The following is a 20,868-nucleotide window of genomic DNA, read 5'->3' on the forward strand; positions in this document are numbered from 1 at the left end:
TCTACAACAGTCCCCCACCGCGTCGGCTTCCCATGCCGGCGCGGGCCATATCATGATCACAGGCCTGGATCAGAAAACGCTGGAACAAGGCCACCAATCCTCCTGGCTCACGTCCTTTGGGCCACAACAAGCCTACCTCTACCGACTCGACCGGGTCATGAATCCCGATGGCATGGATACGCTTGCCTTCCAGAGACCAGGGCCGGTAAACCATATCTGACAAGATCGTCACTCCAAAGCCATAAGCCACCAAACCGCGCACCGCCTCCAGGGAGCGCGTCCGCATAGCGATGCGCTCCGGAAAGCCGGGGCTGCCCCAATGACGCATGGCCGCCGTATCGGCATCGTCTACCGTCAGAAAGATGTAGGAATAGTTGTTGATCTGCTCCAGGGACACGCTGGACTCATTGGCCAGAGCGTGTTGATCGGACACCCATAAACGACGGCGGGAACTGCTCAGGCGATGGTGCCCGAACAAAGCCAAATCGGTGATATTCGACAAAATAGCAACACCCAGATCGATGCGCTCGTCCTGCAAGGCCGCCTCCATTTCGGGGCGCTCCATATCCACCAGCTCGATGTCGATATTAGGATAACTGTGCTTGAAACGGCTGATCAGATCAGGCAGAAAATAGCCCAGAACCGTATAGCCCGCGGCCACCCGAATTTGTCCTTCGATATTTTGGCGACGCAAATCTGCGTGATTCAGTGCATCACTGACCGCATCAATCACGTGATGGGCGTGGTGAAAAAACGCCTGCCCCTGTGGCGTCAACTCCACGCCGTGGGGCAAGCGTTCAAATAAAGCCACATTGAGCTGACGCTCCAGACTTTGCACCGCATTGCTGATGGCCGACTGCGAGACATTCTCCGCCTGGGCCGCCGCCGAGAACTGCCCGCTAACCGCCGCAGCAATGAAATATCGGAACTGTCTCAGGGTCACTTCATGTTTCATAGCCATCCGTTTTTCAGATATCAGGTACACGTAAATTTGATTTTACGATAACAAAAAGCTGCCCTAGACTAAAGAACAAACTACAACAACTTGCACGAAAACAATCCTTCTTGCAGGAGACAAACTCATGAATGCCCCACTCAACAAACCTTACAAGGCCATGTTGGAATCGGTGTCCCTGGATGACAAATACACTGTCACCAAGGGCCGCGCCTATATGAGCGGCACCCAGGCCCTGGTGCGCTTGCCCATGCTGCAAAAAGAACGGGACCGGCGCGCCGGTCTGAATACAGCAGGCTTTATCTCTGGCTACCGGGGCTCCCCACTAGGGAGCGTAGACCAAGCGTTATGGCAGGCCAGCAAACACTTGCAAGAACACGACATCGTGTTCAAGCCCGGTCTGAACGAAGATCTGGCCGCTACCGCCGTCTGGGGTAGCCAGCAAACCAATCTGTACCCCAGTGCCCGCTTCGATGGCACCTTTGCCATGTGGTATGGCAAAGGCCCGGGTGTGGACCGTTCCATGGACGTGTTCAAGCATGCCAACTCGGCCGGCAGCGCCCGTCACGGCGGTGTGCTGGTACTGGCAGGCGATGACCACGGCGCCAAATCCTCCACGGTGGCCCACCAGTCCGATCACGTTTTCGCCGCCGCCGGTATCCCCGTGCTGTATCCGGCCAACGTGCAGGAATACCTGGACTTTGGCCAGCACGGCTGGGCCATGAGCCGTTTCTCCGGTCTATGGGTGGCCTTGAAGTGCGTCACCGAAGTGGTGGAATCGAACGCCTCGGTGGACCTGGACCCGGACAGCCTGAACATTGTCCTGCCCGAGATCGAGGACATGCCCGCCGATGGCCTGAACATCCGCTGGCCAGACCCGCCACTGGCGCAAGAAGCCCGCATGATGAACCACAAGTGGTACGCCGCTTTGGCTTATGTGCGCGCCAACAAATTGAACCGCGTCGAGATTGATTCGCCCGAAGCCCGCTTTGGCATCATGACGGCCGGTAAAGCCTATCTGGACACCCGCCAGGCATTGGCCGATCTGGGCCTTTCCGACGAGCTCTGTGCCGAGCTAGGCATCCGACTATTTAAAGTGGGCTGTATCTGGCCCCTGGACGGGCAGGACGCCCGCCAGTTCGCAACTGGCTTGTCCGAAATTCTGGTGGTAGAGGAAAAACGCCAGATTCTGGAATACGCACTTAAAGAAGAACTGTACAACTGGCGCGACGATGTACGCCCCAAGGTTTACGGCAAGTTTGACGAGACCGAGCACGGTGGCGGCGAGTGGTCCCTGTCGCGTTCCCCCTGGTTGCTGCCGCCTCAAGGTGAACTGTCCCCCGCGATTATTGCGCGCGCCATTGCCCGCCGCCTGGGCACCATGGATCTCCCAGAGGAACTGCATGCCCGCATCCAGGCCCGTCTGGCCATTCTGGACGCCAAGGACCGCGAAGCCCGCATGCCGCGCGTCAGCGTGGAGCGCAAACCCTGGTTCTGTTCGGGCTGTCCGCACAATACCTCTACCCGCGTGCCCGAGGGTTCACGTGCCATGGCCGGAATTGGCTGTCACTATATGACAGTCTGGATGGATCGCAGCACCTCTACCTTCAGTCATATGGGTGGCGAAGGCGTCGCCTGGATTGGTCAGCAGCCCTTTACCGATGAAAAACACGTCTTCGCCAACCTGGGCGATGGCACGTATTTCCACTCGGGGATTCTGGCGATTCGAGCCTCGATCGCGGCCAACTCCAATATCACCTACAAGATTCTGTACAACGATGCCGTCGCCATGACAGGCGGCCAGCCCGTAGACGGGATCCTGAAAGTCACGGACGTGATTGCCCAGGTGCATGCCGAGGGTGCACGCAAGATTGTGGTGGTTACCGACGAGCCCGAGAAATTCAAGGGCGTTACCCTGGCTGGCAACCCGCCTGTGTATCACCGCGATGAGCTGGACCGCGTACAGCGCGAGCTGCGCGAAGTGCCCGGCACCACCATCCTGGTCTATGACCAGACCTGCGCTACAGAAAAACGCCGTCGCCGCAAGAAAGGGACTTATCCGGACCCCGCCCTGCGCGCCTTTATCAATGACACAGTCTGTGAAGGCTGCGGGGACTGCTCGGTCAAGTCCAACTGCCTGTCCGTTGAGCCGCTGGACACCCCCATGGGTTCCAAGCGCCGTATCAACCAGTCCTCCTGTAATAAGGATTTCTCCTGCGTTAACGGTTTCTGCCCCAGCTTTGTCACCCTGAAAGGGGCACAAGTACGCAAGCCGGAAGCCCAAGGCCGCTCGCTGGAGTCCTTCAATCTGGCCGATCTGCCTCTGCCCAAACTGCCGGATCTGGACAAGACTTACGGCATTCTGATTGCCGGTATCGGTGGCACGGGTGTCGTGACGGTAGGTGGCCTGCTGGGTATGGCCGCTCATATCGAGCAAAAAGGTGTCAGCGTTCTGGATATGGCCGGTCTGGCCCAGAAAGGGGGTGCGGTGCTGAGCCACGTGCAAATTGCACGCCAGCCCGATTTGCTGCACGCTACCCGCGTTCCGACTGGCGAGGCCTCCTTGCTGATTGGTAGTGATGCCCTGGTCAGCGCCTCCACGGACGTACTGAGCCGTGTCAGCCGCGACCGCACACACACCATTATCAATACCGCTGCCAGCCCGACCTCGGATCTGATCGGCAACGCGCACTGGAAATTCCCGCTGCAAACGGCCTGCACGGATATCGAAAGCGCCGTGGGCAAAGAGATCCGCTATCTGGATGCCAATGCCCTGGCCGTACACGTCATGGGTGACGCCCTGTACGCCAACCCCATCTTGCTGGGCTATGCCTTCCAGCGTGGCTGGATACCTCTGCACATGGACAGCTTGCTGCGCGCCATCGAACTGAACGGGGTTGCCGTCAAAGCCAACCGCGAAGCCTTTCAATGGGGGCGTCTGGCCGCTGAAAAAGGTATCGAAGCCCTGATGGAAGGTGCGACGCCCAAAGCCCGCGAAGTCACGTTCCCTGAAAGCGTGCAGTCCCTGATCAAACGCATGGAAGAGCACCTGACTGCGTATCAGAACCCGGCCTGGGCCAAGCGCTATCGCGACGCCATCAACAAGGTCATGGAACGCGAATCGCGCCTGAATCAGGACAAGGCTCTGCCCCTGACTCGCATCGCCGCCACGCAACTGGCCAAGCTGATGAGCTACAAGGACGAGTACGAAGTGGCCCGCCTGTACACCGACCCGGCCTTCCTGGACAAGCTGCGTGCCCAGTTTGCGGGTGAGCCTGGCAAGGACTACCAGATTGAATACCATCTGGCTCCGCCCTTGCTCGGTCGCAAGAACAGCCAGGGTCAGCCAATCAAGAGCAAGTTTGGCCCTTCGACCCGCAGCCTGTTCAAGATTCTGGCCCGTCTACGCGGCTTGCGCGGTGGTGCGCTGGATATCTTTGGCTACACCCAGGAACGCCGTCAGGAACGTCAGAATATTGAAGACTATCTGGCTGACCTGAATGAAGTCAGCGCCCACCTGGATGCGGACAATATGGAAGTGGCCCAGCGCTGGTTGAACTACCCGGATCTGATCCGTGGCTACGGCCATGTCAAGGATGCGGGCCATGTCAAAGCCTACGCTCAGCGTGAACAGCAACGCAGCCAGTTCCGTTCCCGTACCGAGCCCAGCCAACGCGTTGCCTGAACTTATAGCCAACCCTGGACACAGGGCTGGCTCCCCCTAGCTCCTCCTTAGCAGCAGGCTGTCTTTCAAAGCGGCCTGCTTTTTTTTCGTCTTTACACTCTGAACCGCTAGCCCGCCGACTTTTCCTGGGCAAGCCCACGCGTTTAACAGGATAGTTTGCTCATTAAACTGACATACAATCGTGCAATTCGATGCCAGTGCCACCGCCTGTGGTAATCAGGTCGATCCAGGACCACTTTCTTATGCGCCATCTCGTTTACGTTTTCATTCCTTCAGCCCTGATTTTGCTGACCGCATTCAGGCTGGCTTTTGCCTTATGGCAATGGCCACGCGTGCGTCAGGCCGGAGGTCTGCTGCCCATTCTGATTGGCGGCCTGCGTATCGACGCACTGATGATTGCCGCCTTGAGCGCCCCCGTGATCTTGCTGGCTCCCTGGCTGGGACACTATCCCGCCATGACGACGGTAGCCGCCATCTGGTTTACCTTCGCCTGGTTCTTGCTGACCTTGCTGGAAGTCTCCACGCCCCAGTTCATTATTGAATACGACACACGCCCAAACCGACTGTACGTGGACTACCTGAAGCACCCCCAGGAAGTGATGGGCATGCTCTGGAAAGGCTACAAGCTGATGATAGGCATCGCCCTGATTGGTCTTGGGCTGATTGTGTACTCGGGCTGGTCTATTTTTGGTCATATCGGCCCCGATCCCATCATGAGCTGGTGGCTGCGCCCCATCTGGATGCTGGCAGGCGCGGCTCTGTGCGCGCTGGCGATACGTGGCACCCTGGCACACCGCCCCATCAACCCCTCTTCGGTGGCCTGGAGCAGCGACAGCATGCTCAACACGCTGCCCTTGAACTCGCTGTACAACGTGGCCTACGCCATCTACAGCATGAAAAACGAGCGCTCTGCCGAGGACATTTACGGTGGCATGGATGCCGCCGAAATGAACCAGATCGTGCGCGATGCGGCCGCGATGCCTGCCGGGCCTGACACATTGCCCACCCTGCACCGTCAAACCCCCGCGCAGAAACGCGAGCGCAAACCCAATCTGGTCCTGATCGTGGAAGAGAGCCTGGGTGCGCAATATGTCAGCAATCTGGGGGGCGCCAAGCTGACGCCCGAGCTGGACAAGCTGGCCCAGACAGGCTGGAACTTCCGCCGCGCCTACGCAACCGGCACTCGTTCGGTACGGGGTCTGGAAGCCGTGTCCGCCGGTTTCCCCCCAACCGTGGCCGACGCCGTACTGCGCCTGCCCGGCTCACAAACCCGCTTCTTTACCCTGGCCCAATTGCTCAAGGAACAAGGCTACCGCTCGCGCTTTATCTATGGCGGCGAGGCCCACTTTGACAATATGAAGAGCTTTTTCCTGGGCAACGGTTTTGACGAGCTATATGAACAATCCAGCTTTGAGTCCCCCGAATTTGTCGGCACCTGGGGCGCCAGCGACGAGGATATGTTCAACAAGTTGCACCAGTTGCTTGGCCAGGACAAGGAGCAGCCCACCCTGACGCTGGCCTTTTCCGTCAGCAATCACTCGCCCTGGGAGTACCCGGCTGGCCGTATCCAGGTAGAAGGCGATCCCGCCACCGTAGAGAACACCGTGCGTTACGCGGACTGGGCCATTGGCGACTTCTTCAAGAAAGCGCGCGAATCCGACTACTGGGACAACACGGTATTTTTGATTGTGGCTGACCACGACTCGCGCGTGGGCGGTGCCAACCTGGTGCCTTTGCGCCACTTCCATATTCCCGCCCTGATTCTGGGTGCAGGCGTTCCCAGCCGCCAGGACGAACGCATCATGAGCCAGATCGACCTGGCTCCCACCTTGCTGTCCCTGATGGGCATTGAAAGCGAGCACCCCATGATCGGGCGCGACCTGACCCAGCAAGACAGCGACCGAGCCATGATGCAATACTTCGAGAACTACGGTTATCTGAAAGGCGACATTCTGACCGTGCTGATGCCACACCTGCCGCCTTGCCAGTATCGCTATACCGCACCGGACAAGTACGAGCCGCTGGAACAGATAGACGAAGCACTGGCCAAGGAAGCGCTGGCCCACGTCCTGTGGCCTAGCTGGGCATACCACGAACAGGCTTACACCCTGCCCCACCTGCAAAAACGCTAGAACCGGGGGCGCAGGGCTTGACGAAGCCCTGAATTCGTTCTATTATGCTTGTCTTTAGTCGGGGCGTAGCGCAGCCTGGTAGCGCATCTGGTTTGGGACCAGAGGGTCGCGAGTTCGAATCCCGCCGCCCCGACCATTAAAGAATTAAAGGCTTAGTTCATTGCACAGTGAACTAAGCCTTTTTCTTTGCCTGCGTCCCTGCCTGTTCCCGATCGGTTCCAATCACGGCGATGTCGCCTTCAAAAAGCTGAGTTTGCCATTAGGCTCGATATAAGCTGCCGCCACTTCATCCAGCGACTGAATCCCGGCCAGGCGCATTTCACTCAAGATCTCATCCCGAGTCACAAACTCTCGACGCATATTGCGCCACTGCAACTGCCCATCCCTGACCACACACACCTTGCGTGGCGTTGCCAATGCATTGAGCGCCGGAAATCGGTACATCAGCCAATCGACGATGTACCCCCACGCAACAATGGTTGCGGCCACCAGCAAACCGTCCGTCAAGGAATTGCTGCCCCCTGACATCGCATTGCCACTGGCGTCGGCAATCAGCAAAAGAATCAGCAAATCCGCAACGCCCAGCGAGCCCAGCTCTCGTCGTCCCGCCAGCCGCAGCAGGATGAACAGAACAAAGTACACCACGGTGCCTCGCAGCACGGACTCCAGCACCGGCATTTCCAGTGCGAAGACCGTGCTCCAATCCAGTGTCAGCATAGCGCCAGCAACCTGCGATCAGTTCAGATCGAAGTACTGATGGTCCTTGGGACGCTGGCCTGCCACATCCTTAGCCGTGATCTTGTCACTGAACTCATTGCCCAGATGAGAGCGCACATAGTTGACGACTTCGGCTATTTGCTCGTCATTTAGAACGCCACCAAAACCGGGCATGCCCTTATTGCCCTGGTTCACCATGAACACCACATAGGCAGGTGCCCCCAGTTTCGGATTCTTGGACAGGGACGGATACATGCCCGCCCCTTGAGCGCCCTTGCCATCGATCATGTGACAAGACGCACAGACCTGCTCATAAATTTCCTGACCGGTTTTCTGGGTAAAGACGACCGTATCACCCCCTACCACCGCCGTGTCCGCATGGCTGATGGTCAACAGTCCCGAGGCCAGAAAAACCGCTAGAGATCGCATCATCATGACTAGGCTCCTTTGGAATCGGCTTGTTGATTACCCACAATATGGCTATGCAAACGGGAAATCGCATTCAGGGAGGACAGGATCGCCCCTTCTTGCCAGGCGTTGACATAGGAAGCATGCTCGCCCGCCAGAACCAGCCGGCCATCAATCTGACACAAGTTCTCGTAATGCGCGGCCCGAGTCTGATCGGTCCACATGCCATAGCAGCCCAATGTCCAGGGAACACGATGCCAGGCCACTGCCACCCCGCTCTCGAACTCATCCTTGTACTGCGGGTGGATCTGCGCGCCATATTCCAATGCCTTCTTGACCCGGTCTTCGGGGCTAAGCGAGGACCATTCCACCGCGCTGGGGCCAAACATATAGCCCCCCAGCAAGACGCCTTTGCCACCGGCCATCATGCCGCCGCTGGGGTAAGAGATTTGGGTGATGGGCAGGTCCGTGTAACTGATACCGCCATAAATAGCGTCATCGTCTTCCCAGAAGCGCCGCTTGAACTGCAGCCCGATCTTGACCGAGGGAGCGTAGGGCACTGCGTCAATGGCAGCGTGCATTTCCTTGCTGGCATCCAGATCGATCTGACTGAGAATCGACAAAGGAATGGTACATACGCACCAGTCTGCCGTTTCAGTGTGCTCGCTGCCTTTGCTTTGATCCTTGTAGCTGACCGTCACCTTGCCATCGTTCTGCTTGATGGCAGTAACCTTGGCATTAAACGTAAACAGCCCCTCCAGCTCTTTACCGAACGCAGCGCCAATCTGGTCCATGCCGCCGACCGGCTGAAACATGGTCTGCTGAAACTCGTACAAATCATGAATGCCCATATTGTGCCAAACGCTGGAGCGCACAATATCAGCCAGCTTCAAGGGCTCGGAAAACTCGGGCTGGGCATTGAGGCCACCTCCCGGATCACGCTCGAAACCGCGGACCTCGGAACTGGCATGACCTTTCACATAGGCCATGTTTTTATCCAGCGCTCCCCAACTACGCAAAGCCTCCAGCAGCTTTTCCTGGTCCTCTTTGGACAAGGGAGCATCGAGCGATTGAGTATTGATGGCTTTGGACAAAAGCTCGGAGACCTGTCCTTGGAAATCCGCATGGATATGGCGAAAACGCTGGGGCTTGCCATCAAAATGCTCTTTGCTATGCAAGTACGCGTTGTAGTTGTACTGAATAAAGGGTTCCAGCTTGACCTTGAGCCGCTTGCAATAGTCCAGCAAGGCCCTGTGATGAAAGGGAATACGCCAAGGCCCCGGATTGATGTACTGATCCTTGTCGAACTTCACATCCTGCTTGGCCCCGCCCAGTTCAGTGTAGCTGTCACCGCCGTGCAAGGACCAGTTCCGCCCTCCCACTTTTTCACGATATTCCAGGATTTTGACTTTGTAGCCTGCATTGCGCAGCTCCAAAGCGGCCACCATGCCAGCCAGCCCCGCTCCCAGGATCACCACAGAGGTCCCTGGCTTGGGCTTGCCCTCCAGGCGAATCGGGCCATCGTAGCTGCCCTCCGCCGCATGGCCCAGGCGCATCATGGCCTGATACATGGCCGCGCCACCTGCGGCATACCCGACCATGGTCAGAAAATGCCGCCGTGTCAGTATTCCACCCTGTGAAACTTGGCTCATCGTCCTTTCTCCTTTTGGAAAAATGATGAGCAGCATTCGCCCCCAACTTCTTTGCCTGCCCCCGGTGCATGAATGCTACTCGTGTGGAAAAAAACAAAGAACACAATGCCTTATGATCAGCTTGTCACTTAACTATAAGCACCTAAAATGTTTAAGCCCAAGACAAGAAACACATCTTTACAGCCCTGAAAATTAGCTGACTCCAGATAAATGCGTGCAAGCCCCTTTTTCATGTAGGCATATGCTTGCCAAGTTCCCCACGACGAGATATAATTTTTTTCTTAGTCGGGGCGTAGCGCAGCCTGGTAGCGCATCTGGTTTGGGACCAGAGGGTCGCGAGTTCGAATCCCGCCGCCCCGACCAAAAAATTCAAAGGCCTTGCAGAGCAATCTGCAAGGCCTTTTAGTTTTGCCGGTTCAATTCATTACCTGCATTTACTGCCGGCACCGCTACAGCATTTAACTTTGGCTTGCACTCACCCCTACCGAGTCGGGCAAACCAAAAATAGAATCAAATGCCCAGTTGTAGATAAAGGCAAAGATCGGAAAGAAAGCCAGCAGCACCGCTTCCATCATGAACGCCTTCCACAAGCTGATATTCAGCCACCACGCGATCAGCGGAACCAGCAAAGACACCAGCACGATCTGAAAACCGGCCACATGCAGCACCCGGTGCCAGAAGGTACGCGCCTGAATCTGGCGACGGCGCTCCCAGGCTTCAAACAGCATGTTGTAGAACAGGTTCACCGACACCGCACAAGTACTGATCATGAAGGACAACACGCCGCTTTCCATCGCCCCTGCACCACTCAAATGCCCCAATACGGTTGCCGCTACCATCATGCCCAACAGCTCGAACATCCCCACGTAGACCACTCTTCTTTTCCACCCCTGCACGATAAATATCCTTGATAAAAATGCCGAAAAGCATGATTATCCGCAGTATTTCTTTTAGAAAAAGTCAGATTCCATCAGTTTTACTTATAGGTTAAGCCATGCTTACCAGCGATCATCTTGAGCTGCTACTGGCCGTAGTCGAACACGGTTCGTTTTCCTCGGCCGCTCGGGCCTTGCGACGGACGCAATCGGCCGTCAGCATGGCCGTGGCCAATCTGGAGGCCGAGCTGGATCTGACGCTATTTGATCGCAGCCGCCGGGAGCCCGTGCCCACTGCCGAGTTGCTGGCCATGCTGCCCGACGCCAAACTGATCGCCAGCCGCTTGCAGGGTTTGCGGCTGCATTTGCAGGAATTATCGGGTGGGCTGGAAAGCCATGTGCGACTGGGCATAGTCTGTGATGTAGATCCCAGGCCAGCCTTGATTGCCCTGCAGGCTCTGGAACAACGCTACCCCGGCCTGGATATGGAAATACGGACCGCGCCACAAGACACCTTGGTCGACGCTCTGAAGAAACGCGAGCTGGATCTATGTATTGCCTATGGTGGGCTGGAGCTGGAAAGCGTGGGCATTGTGCAGTCCTTATGGACCGAAACCATTAGCGCCGTGGCCGCGCCTGGCCATCCTTTGCTGCAAGGTGGCCCCCGCCCCCTGGAAGATTTGAAAGCCTACCGGCAGATTGTCATTACCAGCCCCGACAACGATGTCAGCAAAGACCGCTCCATGCTCAGCCTGCGTCAATGGAAAACGGATAGCTTGCCCATGACACTGGAACTGGTGGAGCGGGGTTTGGGTTGGGCGAATCTACCCTTGTCCTGCCTGCGCCCCTCACTGGAGTCTGGCCGTTTGCAGCGCATCCAGTTCTCCACCGGCAGCAACGGGCTGGATCTGCCCATTTATCTGCTGCAATCCAAGGGCCAGGAGGTGGGCAAAGCGCAGGCCCTGTTCAGACAGGCCCTGCAGGACGAACTGAATACGCGCCTTCAGCCTATTCCGGCACGGTGACATTGGCCTGGCCGCTATCGGCCAGGAACTGCGCCACCATCCCTTCTTTCTTCTGCCGGGCGATAAAGGCCTCGACCCAGGCATGGGCCAGCGTACGTTCCGATGGCACCGCCATGGCCTGACGAATCACGGTGAAACTGTCAGGCAATACACGCAAACCGCTGCGGGAACGTGCATAGCGCTCCAGAGGCTGACGCACACCGGCAGCGGCATCCAGTTCCTCCTCCACAAACAGGTCGATAGCGTCAGCGGAGGTTGTTGCCCGAACCAGATCCGCCTGCTTTAAATGACGGCTCAGGAACAGGTCATAGGCCGCGCCCTTGCCAACCGCAATGCACACGCCCTGCCGATCGAGCTGGTCCACGGTCTGAAAGGCAGACTCCTCGCGTACCAGATACGTGCCTTCGATATGCACATAAGCTTCACTGAAGCGGATCTTTTCCGCACGTTTGGGATCAATCGCCAAAAAGGCCAGATCCCACTCGTCCCTGTAGACCGCCTCTACGACGGCCTGGGCCGCATCGTAGCCATGAAATTGCACGCTCAAGCCCAGCTCTTGCGCCACACTGCGCGCCAGATCGGCCGACACCCCTTTGGGCGACTGCTCATTGGCACCACGTTGGGCCAGGACGGGATTGCCATAATTCATGGCAACACGCAAAACCCCGCTGGGGGCCAGTTCTGCTGCGACAGCCTGCTTTTGTGTCATGTAAATGCTCCGTCATACTTTTAAGAACCCGGTCTTCTACAATAACGCACCTTCCTGTCCCACTACGTAATGGAGCGCCTGTATGTCTCGTGATGATCTTGGAAAACTCTTGCTGCGTGTCACGGTCGGTGTGTTGATCCTGCTGCACGGCATCGCCAAGATACGTTATGGCATCGGAGGAATCGAAAGAATGCTGATCGCCAACAATATGCCCGGCTTTCTGGCCTGGGGCGTGTACATAGGCGAAGTGATTGCTCCCGTCCTGATGATTCTGGGCTTTTACGCCCGTGCCGGCGGTTTGATTGTAGCCATGAACATGGTCATTGCCTTGCTGCTGGCCCACAGCAACCAGATCGGCAGTTTCAATGCCCAAGGTATTTGGGCTTTGGAGTTGCAAGGCATGTTCCTGATTGGCGCGCTCACAGTCGGCTTGATTGGCGCCGGGCGTTACAGCCTGGGTGGCGATGGCGGCCCCTGGAATTAAGTCTGGCTCGAGTCTTGTGCTGAAAGAACGCAGAACGCCCCGCTTTGCCGGGCGTTTTTCTTGGGTGATCAAACAACATTAGCACCACCAGACCCGGTTCGCACCAGCACTCAGTCCACTCGCCTCAGACGCCTCTACGTTCCGTTCGCCGACACTGCACTTGCACTTGCACTAGCATTGGCGTTGGCGTTGGCCGCCTAGCTCCCTGCCTTAACTCGCCAAGGTCAAATCCAGCCGCAAACCACCTTTCTCCGACGCACTGGCGTGCACCTTGCCCTGATAGCTGCGCGCCAGCTCACGGACGATATCCAATCCCAAACCAAAACCGGGATGCCGTTCATCTGCACGTTGACCACGGCCAAACACACGCTCCATCTGCTCCGGGTCCAGGCCGGGGCCATCATCTTCCACCACCAGATGCAGCACATTGTCCTGCTGCCACACCTGGCACCACACATTCTGCGTCGCCCATTTGCAGGCGTTATCCAGCAAATTCCCGGCCATCTCCTGCAGGTCCTGCTCCTCGCCTTTAAAGAGCAGCTCCTGATCGGGCAAATCCAGATGGATCTGCTTGTCGCTATGCAAACGTCCCATCACCCGACACAGGGACTGCAGGCAGGCCGACACATCCGTACGCACACCGATGGCGCGTACCGCCATGGCCCTTGCCCGAGACAAATGGTGGTCCACCTGTCGCTGGGCCAAGGCCACTTGCTCGCTGACCAACGCTGCCAGATGCGGATCTTCCGCCTGGGCCGCGTTGCCCATAATCGTCAACGGGGTTTTTACGGCATGGGCCAGGTTTCCAGCCTGAGCCCGCGCGCGGTCCACCATGCCTGCATTGGCACTGAGCACTGCATTGAAATCATCCACCAAGGGCTGAATTTCGCTAGGGAAATTGCCGCTGACTTGCGGCTCGCGTCCTTCCTGCACATCCAGCAAACGGCGTCGCAACAGATGCAAGGGATACAAGGCCAGCACCACCTGCAAGATGGCCGCCAGAATCAGGCCCACGGCCAAACCGCCCAGAGACAGGAACAGAATCCGCTCAAAACGGGCCAAGGGCTCGGCCAGCAACTCCCGGTTACCTGCCACCATGATCTGCAGGCTTTGGCCCTTGTCGTTAACCTCGTCCAGCTCCTGGCGCAGCACCACCAAGCGCTGCTTTTCGGGGCCATTCAACGACAAGACACCGTCGGGCGTATCGGGGGCATTCACGTCCAGCGCCTCGTCCCACAAAGAGGTCGAGCGCAGGGCTACCGTCCATTGATCGCTCCCCGCCTCCTGGCGCGCAATCTGCCAGTACATGCCGGAATAAGGCTGTTCAAACAAGGGGTCGCTCAAGCGCGACTGCAGTGTTACGCCATCCGCGTTGTCCAGATTCACGTCCGCCATGATCTGGTCCAGATGGGTTTGCAAACGCTGCTCGAACTGGCGATAAACGTGATCCTGAAACAGACGATTCAGGCCCAAACCGGCCAGAACGATACTGATCAGAATCCAGGCCAGCGTCCCCAGCAGCAAACGGCCGCGCAACGATCCCAGAATGGTGTGGCCACGCCAGGCGATCATGCTTCAGGGTCCACCAGACGGTAGCCCATGCCTCGCACCGTTTCGATATAACCGGCAGGCAATTTCTTGCGCAGACGGCCAATAAAAACCTCGATGGTATTGGAGTCGCGCTCGAAATCCTGGGAGTAAATATGCTCGGTCAATTGAGTGCGTGACAGCACCTGACCGGGGTGATGCATCATGAACGCCAGCAAACGGTATTCATGGCTGGTCAGCGACAAAACCATGCCCGCACAACTGATCGAGGACGAGCGCGCATCCAGCTCCAGTTTTCCCAACTGCAAACGCGGATTCGCCTGTCCCGCCGCACGGCGCAGCAAGGCCCGCATACGCGCCAGCAACTCTTCCATATGAAAGGGTTTGGCCACATAGTCGTCAGCACCGGCGTCCATGCCTTCAACCTTGTCGTGCCAGTCATTGCGGGCTGTCAGAATCAGCACCGGCATATTGATGTCCGAAGCCCGCCAGCGGCGCAATACCGACACCCCATCCATGCCCGGCAAACCCAGATCCAGCACCACGGCATCAAAGGCTTCAACCTCGCCCTGGTAATGGCCTTGCTCACCATCATGGGCGACTTGAACTGCATAGCCCGCCCGCTCCAGTGCCTGCTGCAATTGCGCTGCCAAGGTAGGCTCGTCTTCAACAACCAGTATCCGCATATCAATGTCCTCGGGAGTGCGGGCGTTTCACGCCACGCACAAGCAGCACTTTGCCGGTCAGGGCATCCACTTTCAGGCGCAGGAGGCGATTGTCGTCAACCAGCATGCGTAACTCATACACCCACAGTTCAACGCGCTCATCATATTCAAACTGCACACGCAGTACCCGACCGGGATACGTTTCTCTCACCCGTTTCAAGACCTCCCGCAGCGGCAAGGCTTCCCCACGGCGCACGGCCTCACGGGCCTGATCGTGGCCACGGTAGGCCGGCCCCGGAGGCCAGTACGGACTGGGGCCGAAACGCTCGTTAGGCGGGGGTGGCTCGGGCGGAGGTGGCGGCGGGGGTAGACGACGAAAACAGTCGTCATCCCCAAAGTAATCATGTCCCGACCAGTCCGAACGCTGATCCCTGTCCCACGACGAATCGCCCCGCTGCTTTTTGCTGCCGCAGTCAGGGGAATCATGGGAATGGGCAAGTGCCAATGGCATCACCGCCATCAGAACGGCGGCCAAACTCATCAGCAATGCGGATTGTTTAAGGGACGTCATAAGAATCGGTAGGTGCAATCAAAAAAAGAGGGATCAAAAGATCACGCCCCCTTATATAGCAAGCTGCGGATGAACATAACATGAACAGCGGCTTCAGTTTAGATTCAGAGCCCCTTGCTCATAATGGGCACCAGGCTGACAGGACAAACAAACCTTCCCCTCTCAAAAGGAAGCTACCCAGGAATCTGACAGCACTACTTTTTGATTACATGAAGGAGCTATACATGAAACGCACTTCCCTTTTTTCTGCCCTGGTATTGAGCGCAAGTCTGTTGGGTGGCACCGCTGCCATTGCACAGGAAGCCACAAGCGCAGCCCAAACACAAACCACCCAAAAACAGACTCGTCAGGCTCGTGATCACAAACCGCTGACCGCTGATCAAGTCACCGATATCGGTCCCGCCTACCAGCGTCTGAAAGATGCCGGCTACACCAAAGTGGGCAGCCTGCACCAGCGAGGCGACCACATCATGGCCATGGTGGTCGATAAGGACGGCAAGGTTGTGCGTGTCCGCTCCGAAGGTGCCAATGGCGAGTTTACGGTTGTAGAGCGTAAAAACGACGGTCAGCATCGCCGTGGCCACCGCTCCGGTCACGCTCAGCAAGGTGACAGCGCCACGAAAGAGGCCGCCAAGTCCTGATCACGGAAACACTTTCCCCCAAGCAGTTGATGTTCGCAAGCAGTAGTTTGAAGTGACAACACACCGTTGTATCAGCAGTCAAAGTCGGTAGTTGGACCTTGCCACCACCCTCACGGCAGTGGCAAGCAAGCAGGACGAAAAACGGCGCATCCCCTGGCGCCGTTTTTCTTTTCTACTGATTAGCCCGGATAGGGTCAACCGGCTCAAAGCGTTAGGATGGGAGTCTGTTTCACCTTTGGGAAAAGTGCCTCTCATGCTGTCTGCTGATTCTGTTTACTCACAAAGCTACTCGGAATTTCACTGGTCCATCCCCGATCACTACAACATCGCTCACGACACCTGCGACAAATGGGCCGATGGCTCCGGACGTCTGGCCCTGATCCAGCAATTGCCCGACGGTCAGGTCAAGCGCTACACCTTCGATCAACTCAAAGCCTGGTCCGACTCGCTGGCCGCCGCCTGGCAAGCCCGGGGCATACAAGCTGGCGATCGTATCGCCATCTTTTTGGCGCAGGGGCTGGAAACAGCGCTGGCGCATTTGGCGACCTACAAGATTGGCGCCATTGCCATGCCCTTGTTCACCCTGTTTGGGACGGACGCACTGCGCTACAGGCTGAATGATTCCGGTGCCAGCACCTTGGTTACCGATCAACAGGGCCTGGAGACACTGCTGCCACTGCGCGAGCATCTGCCACAGCTCAAACACCTTTATCAAAGTGACAGCCAGCAGGATCAGGGCGGGGCACTGTCCCTGTGGCAAGCCATTGCCGCTCACCCTGAACCGGCACCACGTACCCTGAACACCCGCGCAGATGACCCTGCCGTGCTGATCTATACCTCCGGCACCACAGGTTCGGCCAAAGGCGCCTTGCATGCCCACCGCGTATTGCTGGGGCATCTGCCAGGCGTGGAAATGTCACACAACTTCCTGCCTACGGGTGAAGGCCTGATGTGGACGCCCGCCGACTGGGCCTGGATTGGTGGCCTGCTGGATGTGCTGCTCCCCGCCTGGCATCGCGGCATACCCGTACTGGCCTACCGCTTCCCAAAATTTGATGCCGAAGCCACCTGGAAGCTGATGTCCGAACATGGCGTCACGCATACCTTCCTGCCCCCTACTGCGCTGAAAATGCTGCGCCGCAGCCAATGGTCGCGCGAGCAATGGCCTCTGAAGCTGCAATCCATCGCCAGCGGTGGGGAGTCTTTGGGTGCGCAGTTGCTGGATTGGGCAAAACAGGAACTGGGCATCACCATCAACGAGTTCTACGGACAAACCGAGTGCAATATGATCGTGTCCTCCTGCTCGGCCTGGTTTCCCGGTCAGGCAGGCAAGATCGGCAAGGCTGTGCCCGGCCACAAGGTCGCAATTGTGGATGATCAGGGGCAGATTCAGAAAGCCGGTGTCGAAGGCCATATCGCCGTGCAAGCTCCCGATCCGGTGATGTTTCTGGGCTACTGGCAGCGTCCCGAAGCCACGCGCGAGAAATTTGTTGGCGACTGGCTGCTGACCGGCGACAAAGGCATGCAGGACGAGGATGGCTATATCCAGTTTGTAGGCCGCGATGATGATGTCATCACCAGTTCCGGCTACCGCATTGGGCCCGGCCCGATTGAAGATGGCCTGATGGGGCATCCCGCCGTCGCCATGGCGGCAGTGATCGGTGTCCCTGACCCGGAGCGTACCGAAGTCGTGAAGGCCTTTATTGTGCTCAAAGACGATGTCGAGCCATCACAAGCACTGGTCAAGGAAATTCAGGAGCACATCAAACGCCGGGTGGCTGCGCATGAATACCCACGGCTGATTGAATTTGTGGATGCGCTGCCTATGACCACGACAGGCAAGGTCATACGCCACGCTTTACGCAAATTGAGCCAATAAGCGGCGAGGCTGCAGGCGATTGTTGGAACCAACACGGCCTTGCCACGCCCATAAAGAAAAAACACCCCAATCATTGGATTCACGTCCAATAATTGGGGTGTTGTTCACACAGAAGCGACTAGCCCGGTGTGAGGATATGACTTTTCATCAGACTCCAGACAAAAACCCCAAAGGCAGCTCTGTCTGCAACCATCTGATTAGCCGAAACGACCCGTGATGTAGTCTTCGGTTTCCTTGCGAGCCGGTTTCACGAAGATCTGGTCAGTTTCACCAAATTCCATCAGCTCGCCCAGGTACATATAGGCGGTGTAATCCGAGCAACGTGCCGCTTGCTGCATGTTGTGGGTCACGATCACCACGGTGTAGTCCGCTTTCAGTTCGGCAATCAGCTCTTCGATCTTGGCGGTGGAAATTGGGTCCAGCGCCGAGCAGGGTTCGTCCAGCAGCAGAACTTCGGGCTTGATCGCCACACCACGGGCAATACACAGACGCTGCTGCTGACCACCGGACAGGCCGTTACCACTTTGGTGCAGCTTGTCTTTCACTTCATTCCACAGCGCGGCTTTGGACAAGGCCCATTCCACACGCTCGTCCATCTCACCTTTGCTCAGGCGCTCGAACAAGCGCACGCCAAAGGCCACGTTGTCGTAAATGCTCATGGGGAACGGTGTTGGTTTCTGGAACACCATGCCCACCTTGGCGCGGATCAGGGAAATGTCCTGCTTGGACGTCAGCAGGTTTTCATTGTCCAGCAGGATTTCACCTTCAGCGCGCTGGCCGGGGTACAGCTCGTACATGCGGTTCAGCGTGCGCAGCAAGGTGGATTTACCGCAACCGGAGGGTCCGATAAAGGCCGTGACCTTCTTTTCCTTGATAGACATGTTCACATTGCGCAGGGCATGGAATTTGCCATAGAAGAAATTCAGGTTGCGGATTTCAATCTTGGTCGATTCGTCGGAGGTAATAATTTGACTCATAGCGTTGGCCGACTAGGGCGCTCCGTGAAAACGTTATTTTTGGCGGAAAAGGCTGCGAGCCAGGATATTGATACCCAAGACCAGCAAGGTAATCAGCACCGCACCTGCCCAGGCCAGACGGTTCCAGTCCTCAAAGGGGCTGGCAGCATATTGGAAAATCACCACAGGCAAGTTGGCCAGCGGTGCGTTCATGTTCAGGGACATGAACTGGTTGTTCAAGGCGGTGAACAACAAGGGAGCCGTTTCACCCGCAATACGAGCCACAGCCAGCAGAACACCCGTCACAATACCGGGCAAGGCTGCACGGTAAGAGATGGACATCACAATCTTCCACTTGGGGCAGCCTAGAGCGGCCGCAGCCTCACGCAGGCCATTGGGGACCAGCATCAGCATATTGTCGGTAGAACGCACGACCACAGGAATTACCAGAATGGCCAGGGCCAGCGAGCCGGCCCAACCCGAATAGTGCCCCACCTGGGCCACGTACACGGCGTAGATGAACAGACCAATAATGATGGACGGTGCCGATAGCAGCACGTCGTTCAAAAAGCGGGTTGCCGGAGCCAGCCAGCCGCGCTGACCGTATTCGGCCAGATAGGTGCCGGCCAGAATGCCGATAGGCGTACCGATCAGGGTGCCCACGCCAGCCATCATGACGCTACCGACGATGGCGTTCAGCAGACCACCCTCACCACCGGGAGGCGGCGTGCTTTCCAGCAGCAGGGACCAGGCCATGGCGCTGCTGCCCTTTTCGATCAGGGTCCAGATGATCCAGAACAGCCAGAACAGGCCAAAGATCAAAGCAGCAAAAGACACCCCCAGCATCAGGCGATTAAATACCTGCCTGCGCTTGTAAATCGGGTTGCTCAGACTAATTGCAGATTTTTTATCAAACATGGTAGGTGATCCTTAGCGCGACGTGCCTTCGTTCTTGGCCAGACGCAACAAGAGCAACTTGGAGATCGCCAATACAACCGTGGTGATCAGGAACAGGATCAAACCCAGCTCCAGCAAGGCAGACTTCTGCATGCCACCGGCTTCGTTAAACTCGTTGGCCAGGGCCGACGCAATCGAGTTCGATGGCGAGAACAGCGAACTTGGCAGGTTAAAGGAGTTACCAATCACGAAAGTGACGGCCATGGTTTCACCCAAGGCACGCCCCAAACCCAGCATGATCCCGCCAATGACCCCGTTCTTGGTGAAAGGCAGAACCACACGCCACATCACTTCCCAGGTCGTGCTGCCCAGACCGTAAGCGGACTCCTTGAGCATGGGCGGAACCAGCTCGAACACGTCGCGCATCACGGCGGTAATGAAGGGGATCACCATGATGGACAGAATCAGACCGGCGGTGAACACACCAATCCCGAAGGGAGGGCCCGCAAAGATCTGGCCCAGCACAGGCACTCCGTCAAAAAAGGAGATCAGGCTGGGCTGCACATAACGCTGGAACAGGGGCACGAAAACAAACAGGCCCCACATGCCGTAAATGATGGAGGGAATGGCAGCCAGCATTTCGATGGCCGTGCCCAAAGGGCGACGCAGCCAGGCTGGCGAGAGTTCCGTCAGGAACATCGCAATCCCGAAAGAGACCGGCACAGCAATACAGAGCGCGATCAGGGAAGTGAGCAAGGTACCGGCAATGGGCACCAATGCGCCATATTCGTTATTGACCGGATCCCAGTTATTCGTCCAGAGAAAAGAGAAACCGTATTCGGCAATGGATTCCCGGCTTCCATAGATCAGGGAAATAGAGATGGCAGCCAGCAATATGAACACGAGAAACGCAAACGAGCGCGTCATGTTCTTGAAAATGCCGTCCATAAAGGCGTTCTGATTTGATTTCATGTAGACAGATGAAGGGTCAGGCCGGAATGGGACAAACGCACTGCAATCGATTTACGGATTCTGTAACAGGCAGGGCAAGTTCAGGTCCGGCAAAACG

General features: G+C 57.2%; 18 protein-coding genes and 2 tRNA genes. 8 read left to right on the forward strand and 12 right to left on the reverse strand.

Going from position 1 to position 20,868, the window contains the following annotated elements:
• Position 1 precedes the first annotated feature (1 nt).
• Positions 2-955, reverse strand: a complete 954-nt coding sequence (locus Q9R35_RS15765; RefSeq protein WP_404977960.1) for a LysR family transcriptional regulator — start codon at positions 953-955, stop codon at positions 2-4.
• A gap of 127 nt (positions 956-1,082) precedes the next feature.
• Between Q9R35_RS15765 and Q9R35_RS15770 the strand changes: the two genes are divergently transcribed.
• The 3 genes from Q9R35_RS15770 (at position 1,083) to Q9R35_RS15780 (ending at position 6,908) form a co-directional block, all read left to right on the forward strand.
• Entirely contained in the window at positions 1,083-4,640 is a 3,558-nt protein-coding gene (locus tag Q9R35_RS15770) for an indolepyruvate ferredoxin oxidoreductase family protein (RefSeq protein ID WP_042483830.1), read from the forward strand.
• 242 nt (positions 4,641-4,882) lie between these two features.
• Positions 4,883-6,772, forward strand: coding sequence for an LTA synthase family protein (locus tag Q9R35_RS15775; RefSeq protein WP_042483827.1), 1,890 nt, complete (start codon positions 4,883-4,885; stop codon positions 6,770-6,772).
• Between the two features lie 59 nt (positions 6,773-6,831).
• Positions 6,832-6,908, forward strand: a tRNA-Pro gene (locus Q9R35_RS15780).
• Positions 6,909-6,994: 86 nt separating this feature from the next.
• Here Q9R35_RS15780 and Q9R35_RS15785 read toward each other — a convergent pair.
• The 3 genes from Q9R35_RS15785 to Q9R35_RS15795 are packed head-to-tail and all read right to left on the reverse strand — an operon-like array spanning position 6,995 to position 9,549.
• A complete protein-coding gene (locus Q9R35_RS15785; protein ID WP_080723731.1) occupies positions 6,995-7,489 on the reverse strand; it encodes a DUF421 domain-containing protein in 495 nt (164 codons plus the stop codon).
• Positions 7,490-7,507: 18 nt separating this feature from the next.
• Positions 7,508-7,924, reverse strand: a complete 417-nt coding sequence (locus Q9R35_RS15790; RefSeq protein WP_026485261.1) for a cytochrome c — start codon at positions 7,922-7,924, stop codon at positions 7,508-7,510.
• 2 nt (positions 7,925-7,926) lie between these two features.
• Positions 7,927-9,549 carry a flavin monoamine oxidase family protein gene (locus tag Q9R35_RS15795; protein ID WP_125304691.1) on the reverse strand — a complete coding sequence of 541 codons (1,623 nt, stop codon included), beginning with the start codon at positions 9,547-9,549 and terminating at the stop codon, positions 7,927-7,929.
• 286 nt (positions 9,550-9,835) lie between these two features.
• On the opposite strand from Q9R35_RS15795, the gene Q9R35_RS15800 reads away from it, so the two are divergent.
• A tRNA-Pro gene (locus Q9R35_RS15800) sits at positions 9,836-9,912 on the forward strand.
• 95 nt (positions 9,913-10,007) lie between these two features.
• On the opposite strand, the gene Q9R35_RS15805 is transcribed toward Q9R35_RS15800, so the two are convergent.
• Positions 10,008-10,445, reverse strand: coding sequence for a PACE efflux transporter (locus Q9R35_RS15805; RefSeq protein ID WP_042483821.1), 438 nt, complete (start codon positions 10,443-10,445; stop codon positions 10,008-10,010).
• Positions 10,446-10,543: 98 nt separating this feature from the next.
• On the opposite strand from Q9R35_RS15805, the gene Q9R35_RS15810 reads away from it, so the two are divergent.
• Entirely contained in the window at positions 10,544-11,449 is a 906-nt protein-coding gene (locus Q9R35_RS15810) for a LysR family transcriptional regulator (protein WP_042483818.1), read from the forward strand.
• Here the strand turns inward: Q9R35_RS15810 and Q9R35_RS15815 are convergent.
• Positions 11,433-12,158 (reverse strand): transporter substrate-binding domain-containing protein, encoded by a 726-nt coding sequence (locus Q9R35_RS15815; protein WP_042483815.1) that lies wholly within the window; start codon positions 12,156-12,158, stop codon positions 11,433-11,435. The genes Q9R35_RS15810 and Q9R35_RS15815 overlap by 17 nt on opposite strands.
• A gap of 82 nt (positions 12,159-12,240) precedes the next feature.
• Here Q9R35_RS15815 and Q9R35_RS15820 point away from each other — a divergent pair, with 82 nt between their 5' ends.
• Positions 12,241-12,642 (forward strand): DoxX family protein, encoded by a 402-nt coding sequence (locus tag Q9R35_RS15820; protein ID WP_009457944.1) that lies wholly within the window; start codon positions 12,241-12,243, stop codon positions 12,640-12,642.
• A 210-nt stretch (positions 12,643-12,852) separates the two neighbouring features.
• Here Q9R35_RS15820 and Q9R35_RS15825 read toward each other — a convergent pair whose 3' ends face one another.
• The 3 genes from Q9R35_RS15825 to Q9R35_RS15835 are packed head-to-tail and all read right to left on the reverse strand — an operon-like array spanning position 12,853 to position 15,426.
• Positions 12,853-14,214, reverse strand: a complete 1,362-nt coding sequence (locus tag Q9R35_RS15825) for a sensor histidine kinase (RefSeq protein WP_311220110.1) — start codon at positions 14,212-14,214, stop codon at positions 12,853-12,855.
• The gene (locus Q9R35_RS15830; RefSeq protein WP_009457946.1) at positions 14,211-14,876 is read right to left on the reverse strand and encodes a response regulator transcription factor; all 666 of its coding nucleotides are present in this window, start codon (positions 14,874-14,876) and stop codon (positions 14,211-14,213) included. Before Q9R35_RS15830 ends, Q9R35_RS15825 begins: the two co-directional genes overlap by 4 nt.
• A 1-nt stretch (position 14,877) precedes the next feature.
• A complete protein-coding gene (locus tag Q9R35_RS15835; protein ID WP_143243294.1) occupies positions 14,878-15,426 on the reverse strand; it encodes a PepSY domain-containing protein in 549 nt (182 codons plus the stop codon).
• A 224-nt stretch (positions 15,427-15,650) separates the two neighbouring features.
• Here Q9R35_RS15835 and Q9R35_RS15840 point away from each other — a divergent pair, with 224 nt between their 5' ends.
• Together Q9R35_RS15840 and Q9R35_RS15845 are read left to right on the forward strand one after the other, a co-directional pair.
• Complete coding sequence (locus Q9R35_RS15840; protein WP_045931008.1) at positions 15,651-16,067, forward strand: hypothetical protein; 417 nt, start codon at positions 15,651-15,653, stop codon at positions 16,065-16,067.
• A gap of 253 nt (positions 16,068-16,320) precedes the next feature.
• Positions 16,321-17,946: an acyl-CoA synthetase gene (locus Q9R35_RS15845; protein WP_311220111.1), complete on the forward strand. Its 1,626-nt coding sequence runs from the start codon at positions 16,321-16,323 to the stop codon at positions 17,944-17,946.
• Positions 17,947-18,143: 197 nt separating this feature from the next.
• On the opposite strand, the gene pstB is transcribed toward Q9R35_RS15845, so the two are convergent.
• The 3 genes from pstB to pstC are packed head-to-tail and all read right to left on the reverse strand — an operon-like array spanning position 18,144 to position 20,771.
• Complete coding sequence (gene pstB, locus Q9R35_RS15850; protein ID WP_009463840.1) at positions 18,144-18,923, reverse strand: phosphate ABC transporter ATP-binding protein PstB; 780 nt, start codon at positions 18,921-18,923, stop codon at positions 18,144-18,146.
• Between the two features lie 33 nt (positions 18,924-18,956).
• Positions 18,957-19,820 carry a phosphate ABC transporter permease PstA gene (gene pstA, locus Q9R35_RS15855; RefSeq protein WP_042483801.1) on the reverse strand — a complete coding sequence of 288 codons (864 nt, stop codon included), beginning with the start codon at positions 19,818-19,820 and terminating at the stop codon, positions 18,957-18,959.
• Between the two features lie 12 nt (positions 19,821-19,832).
• On the reverse strand, positions 19,833-20,771 hold the full coding sequence (gene pstC, locus Q9R35_RS15860) for a phosphate ABC transporter permease subunit PstC (protein ID WP_094195842.1): 939 nt from the start codon (positions 20,769-20,771) through the stop codon (positions 19,833-19,835).
• Positions 20,772-20,868 lie beyond the last annotated feature (97 nt).

The sequence above is a fragment of the Alcaligenes sp. AB3 genome (assembly GCF_031844565.1).
GTDB classification, from domain to species: Bacteria; Pseudomonadota; Gammaproteobacteria; order Burkholderiales; family Burkholderiaceae_B; genus Alcaligenes; species Alcaligenes faecalis.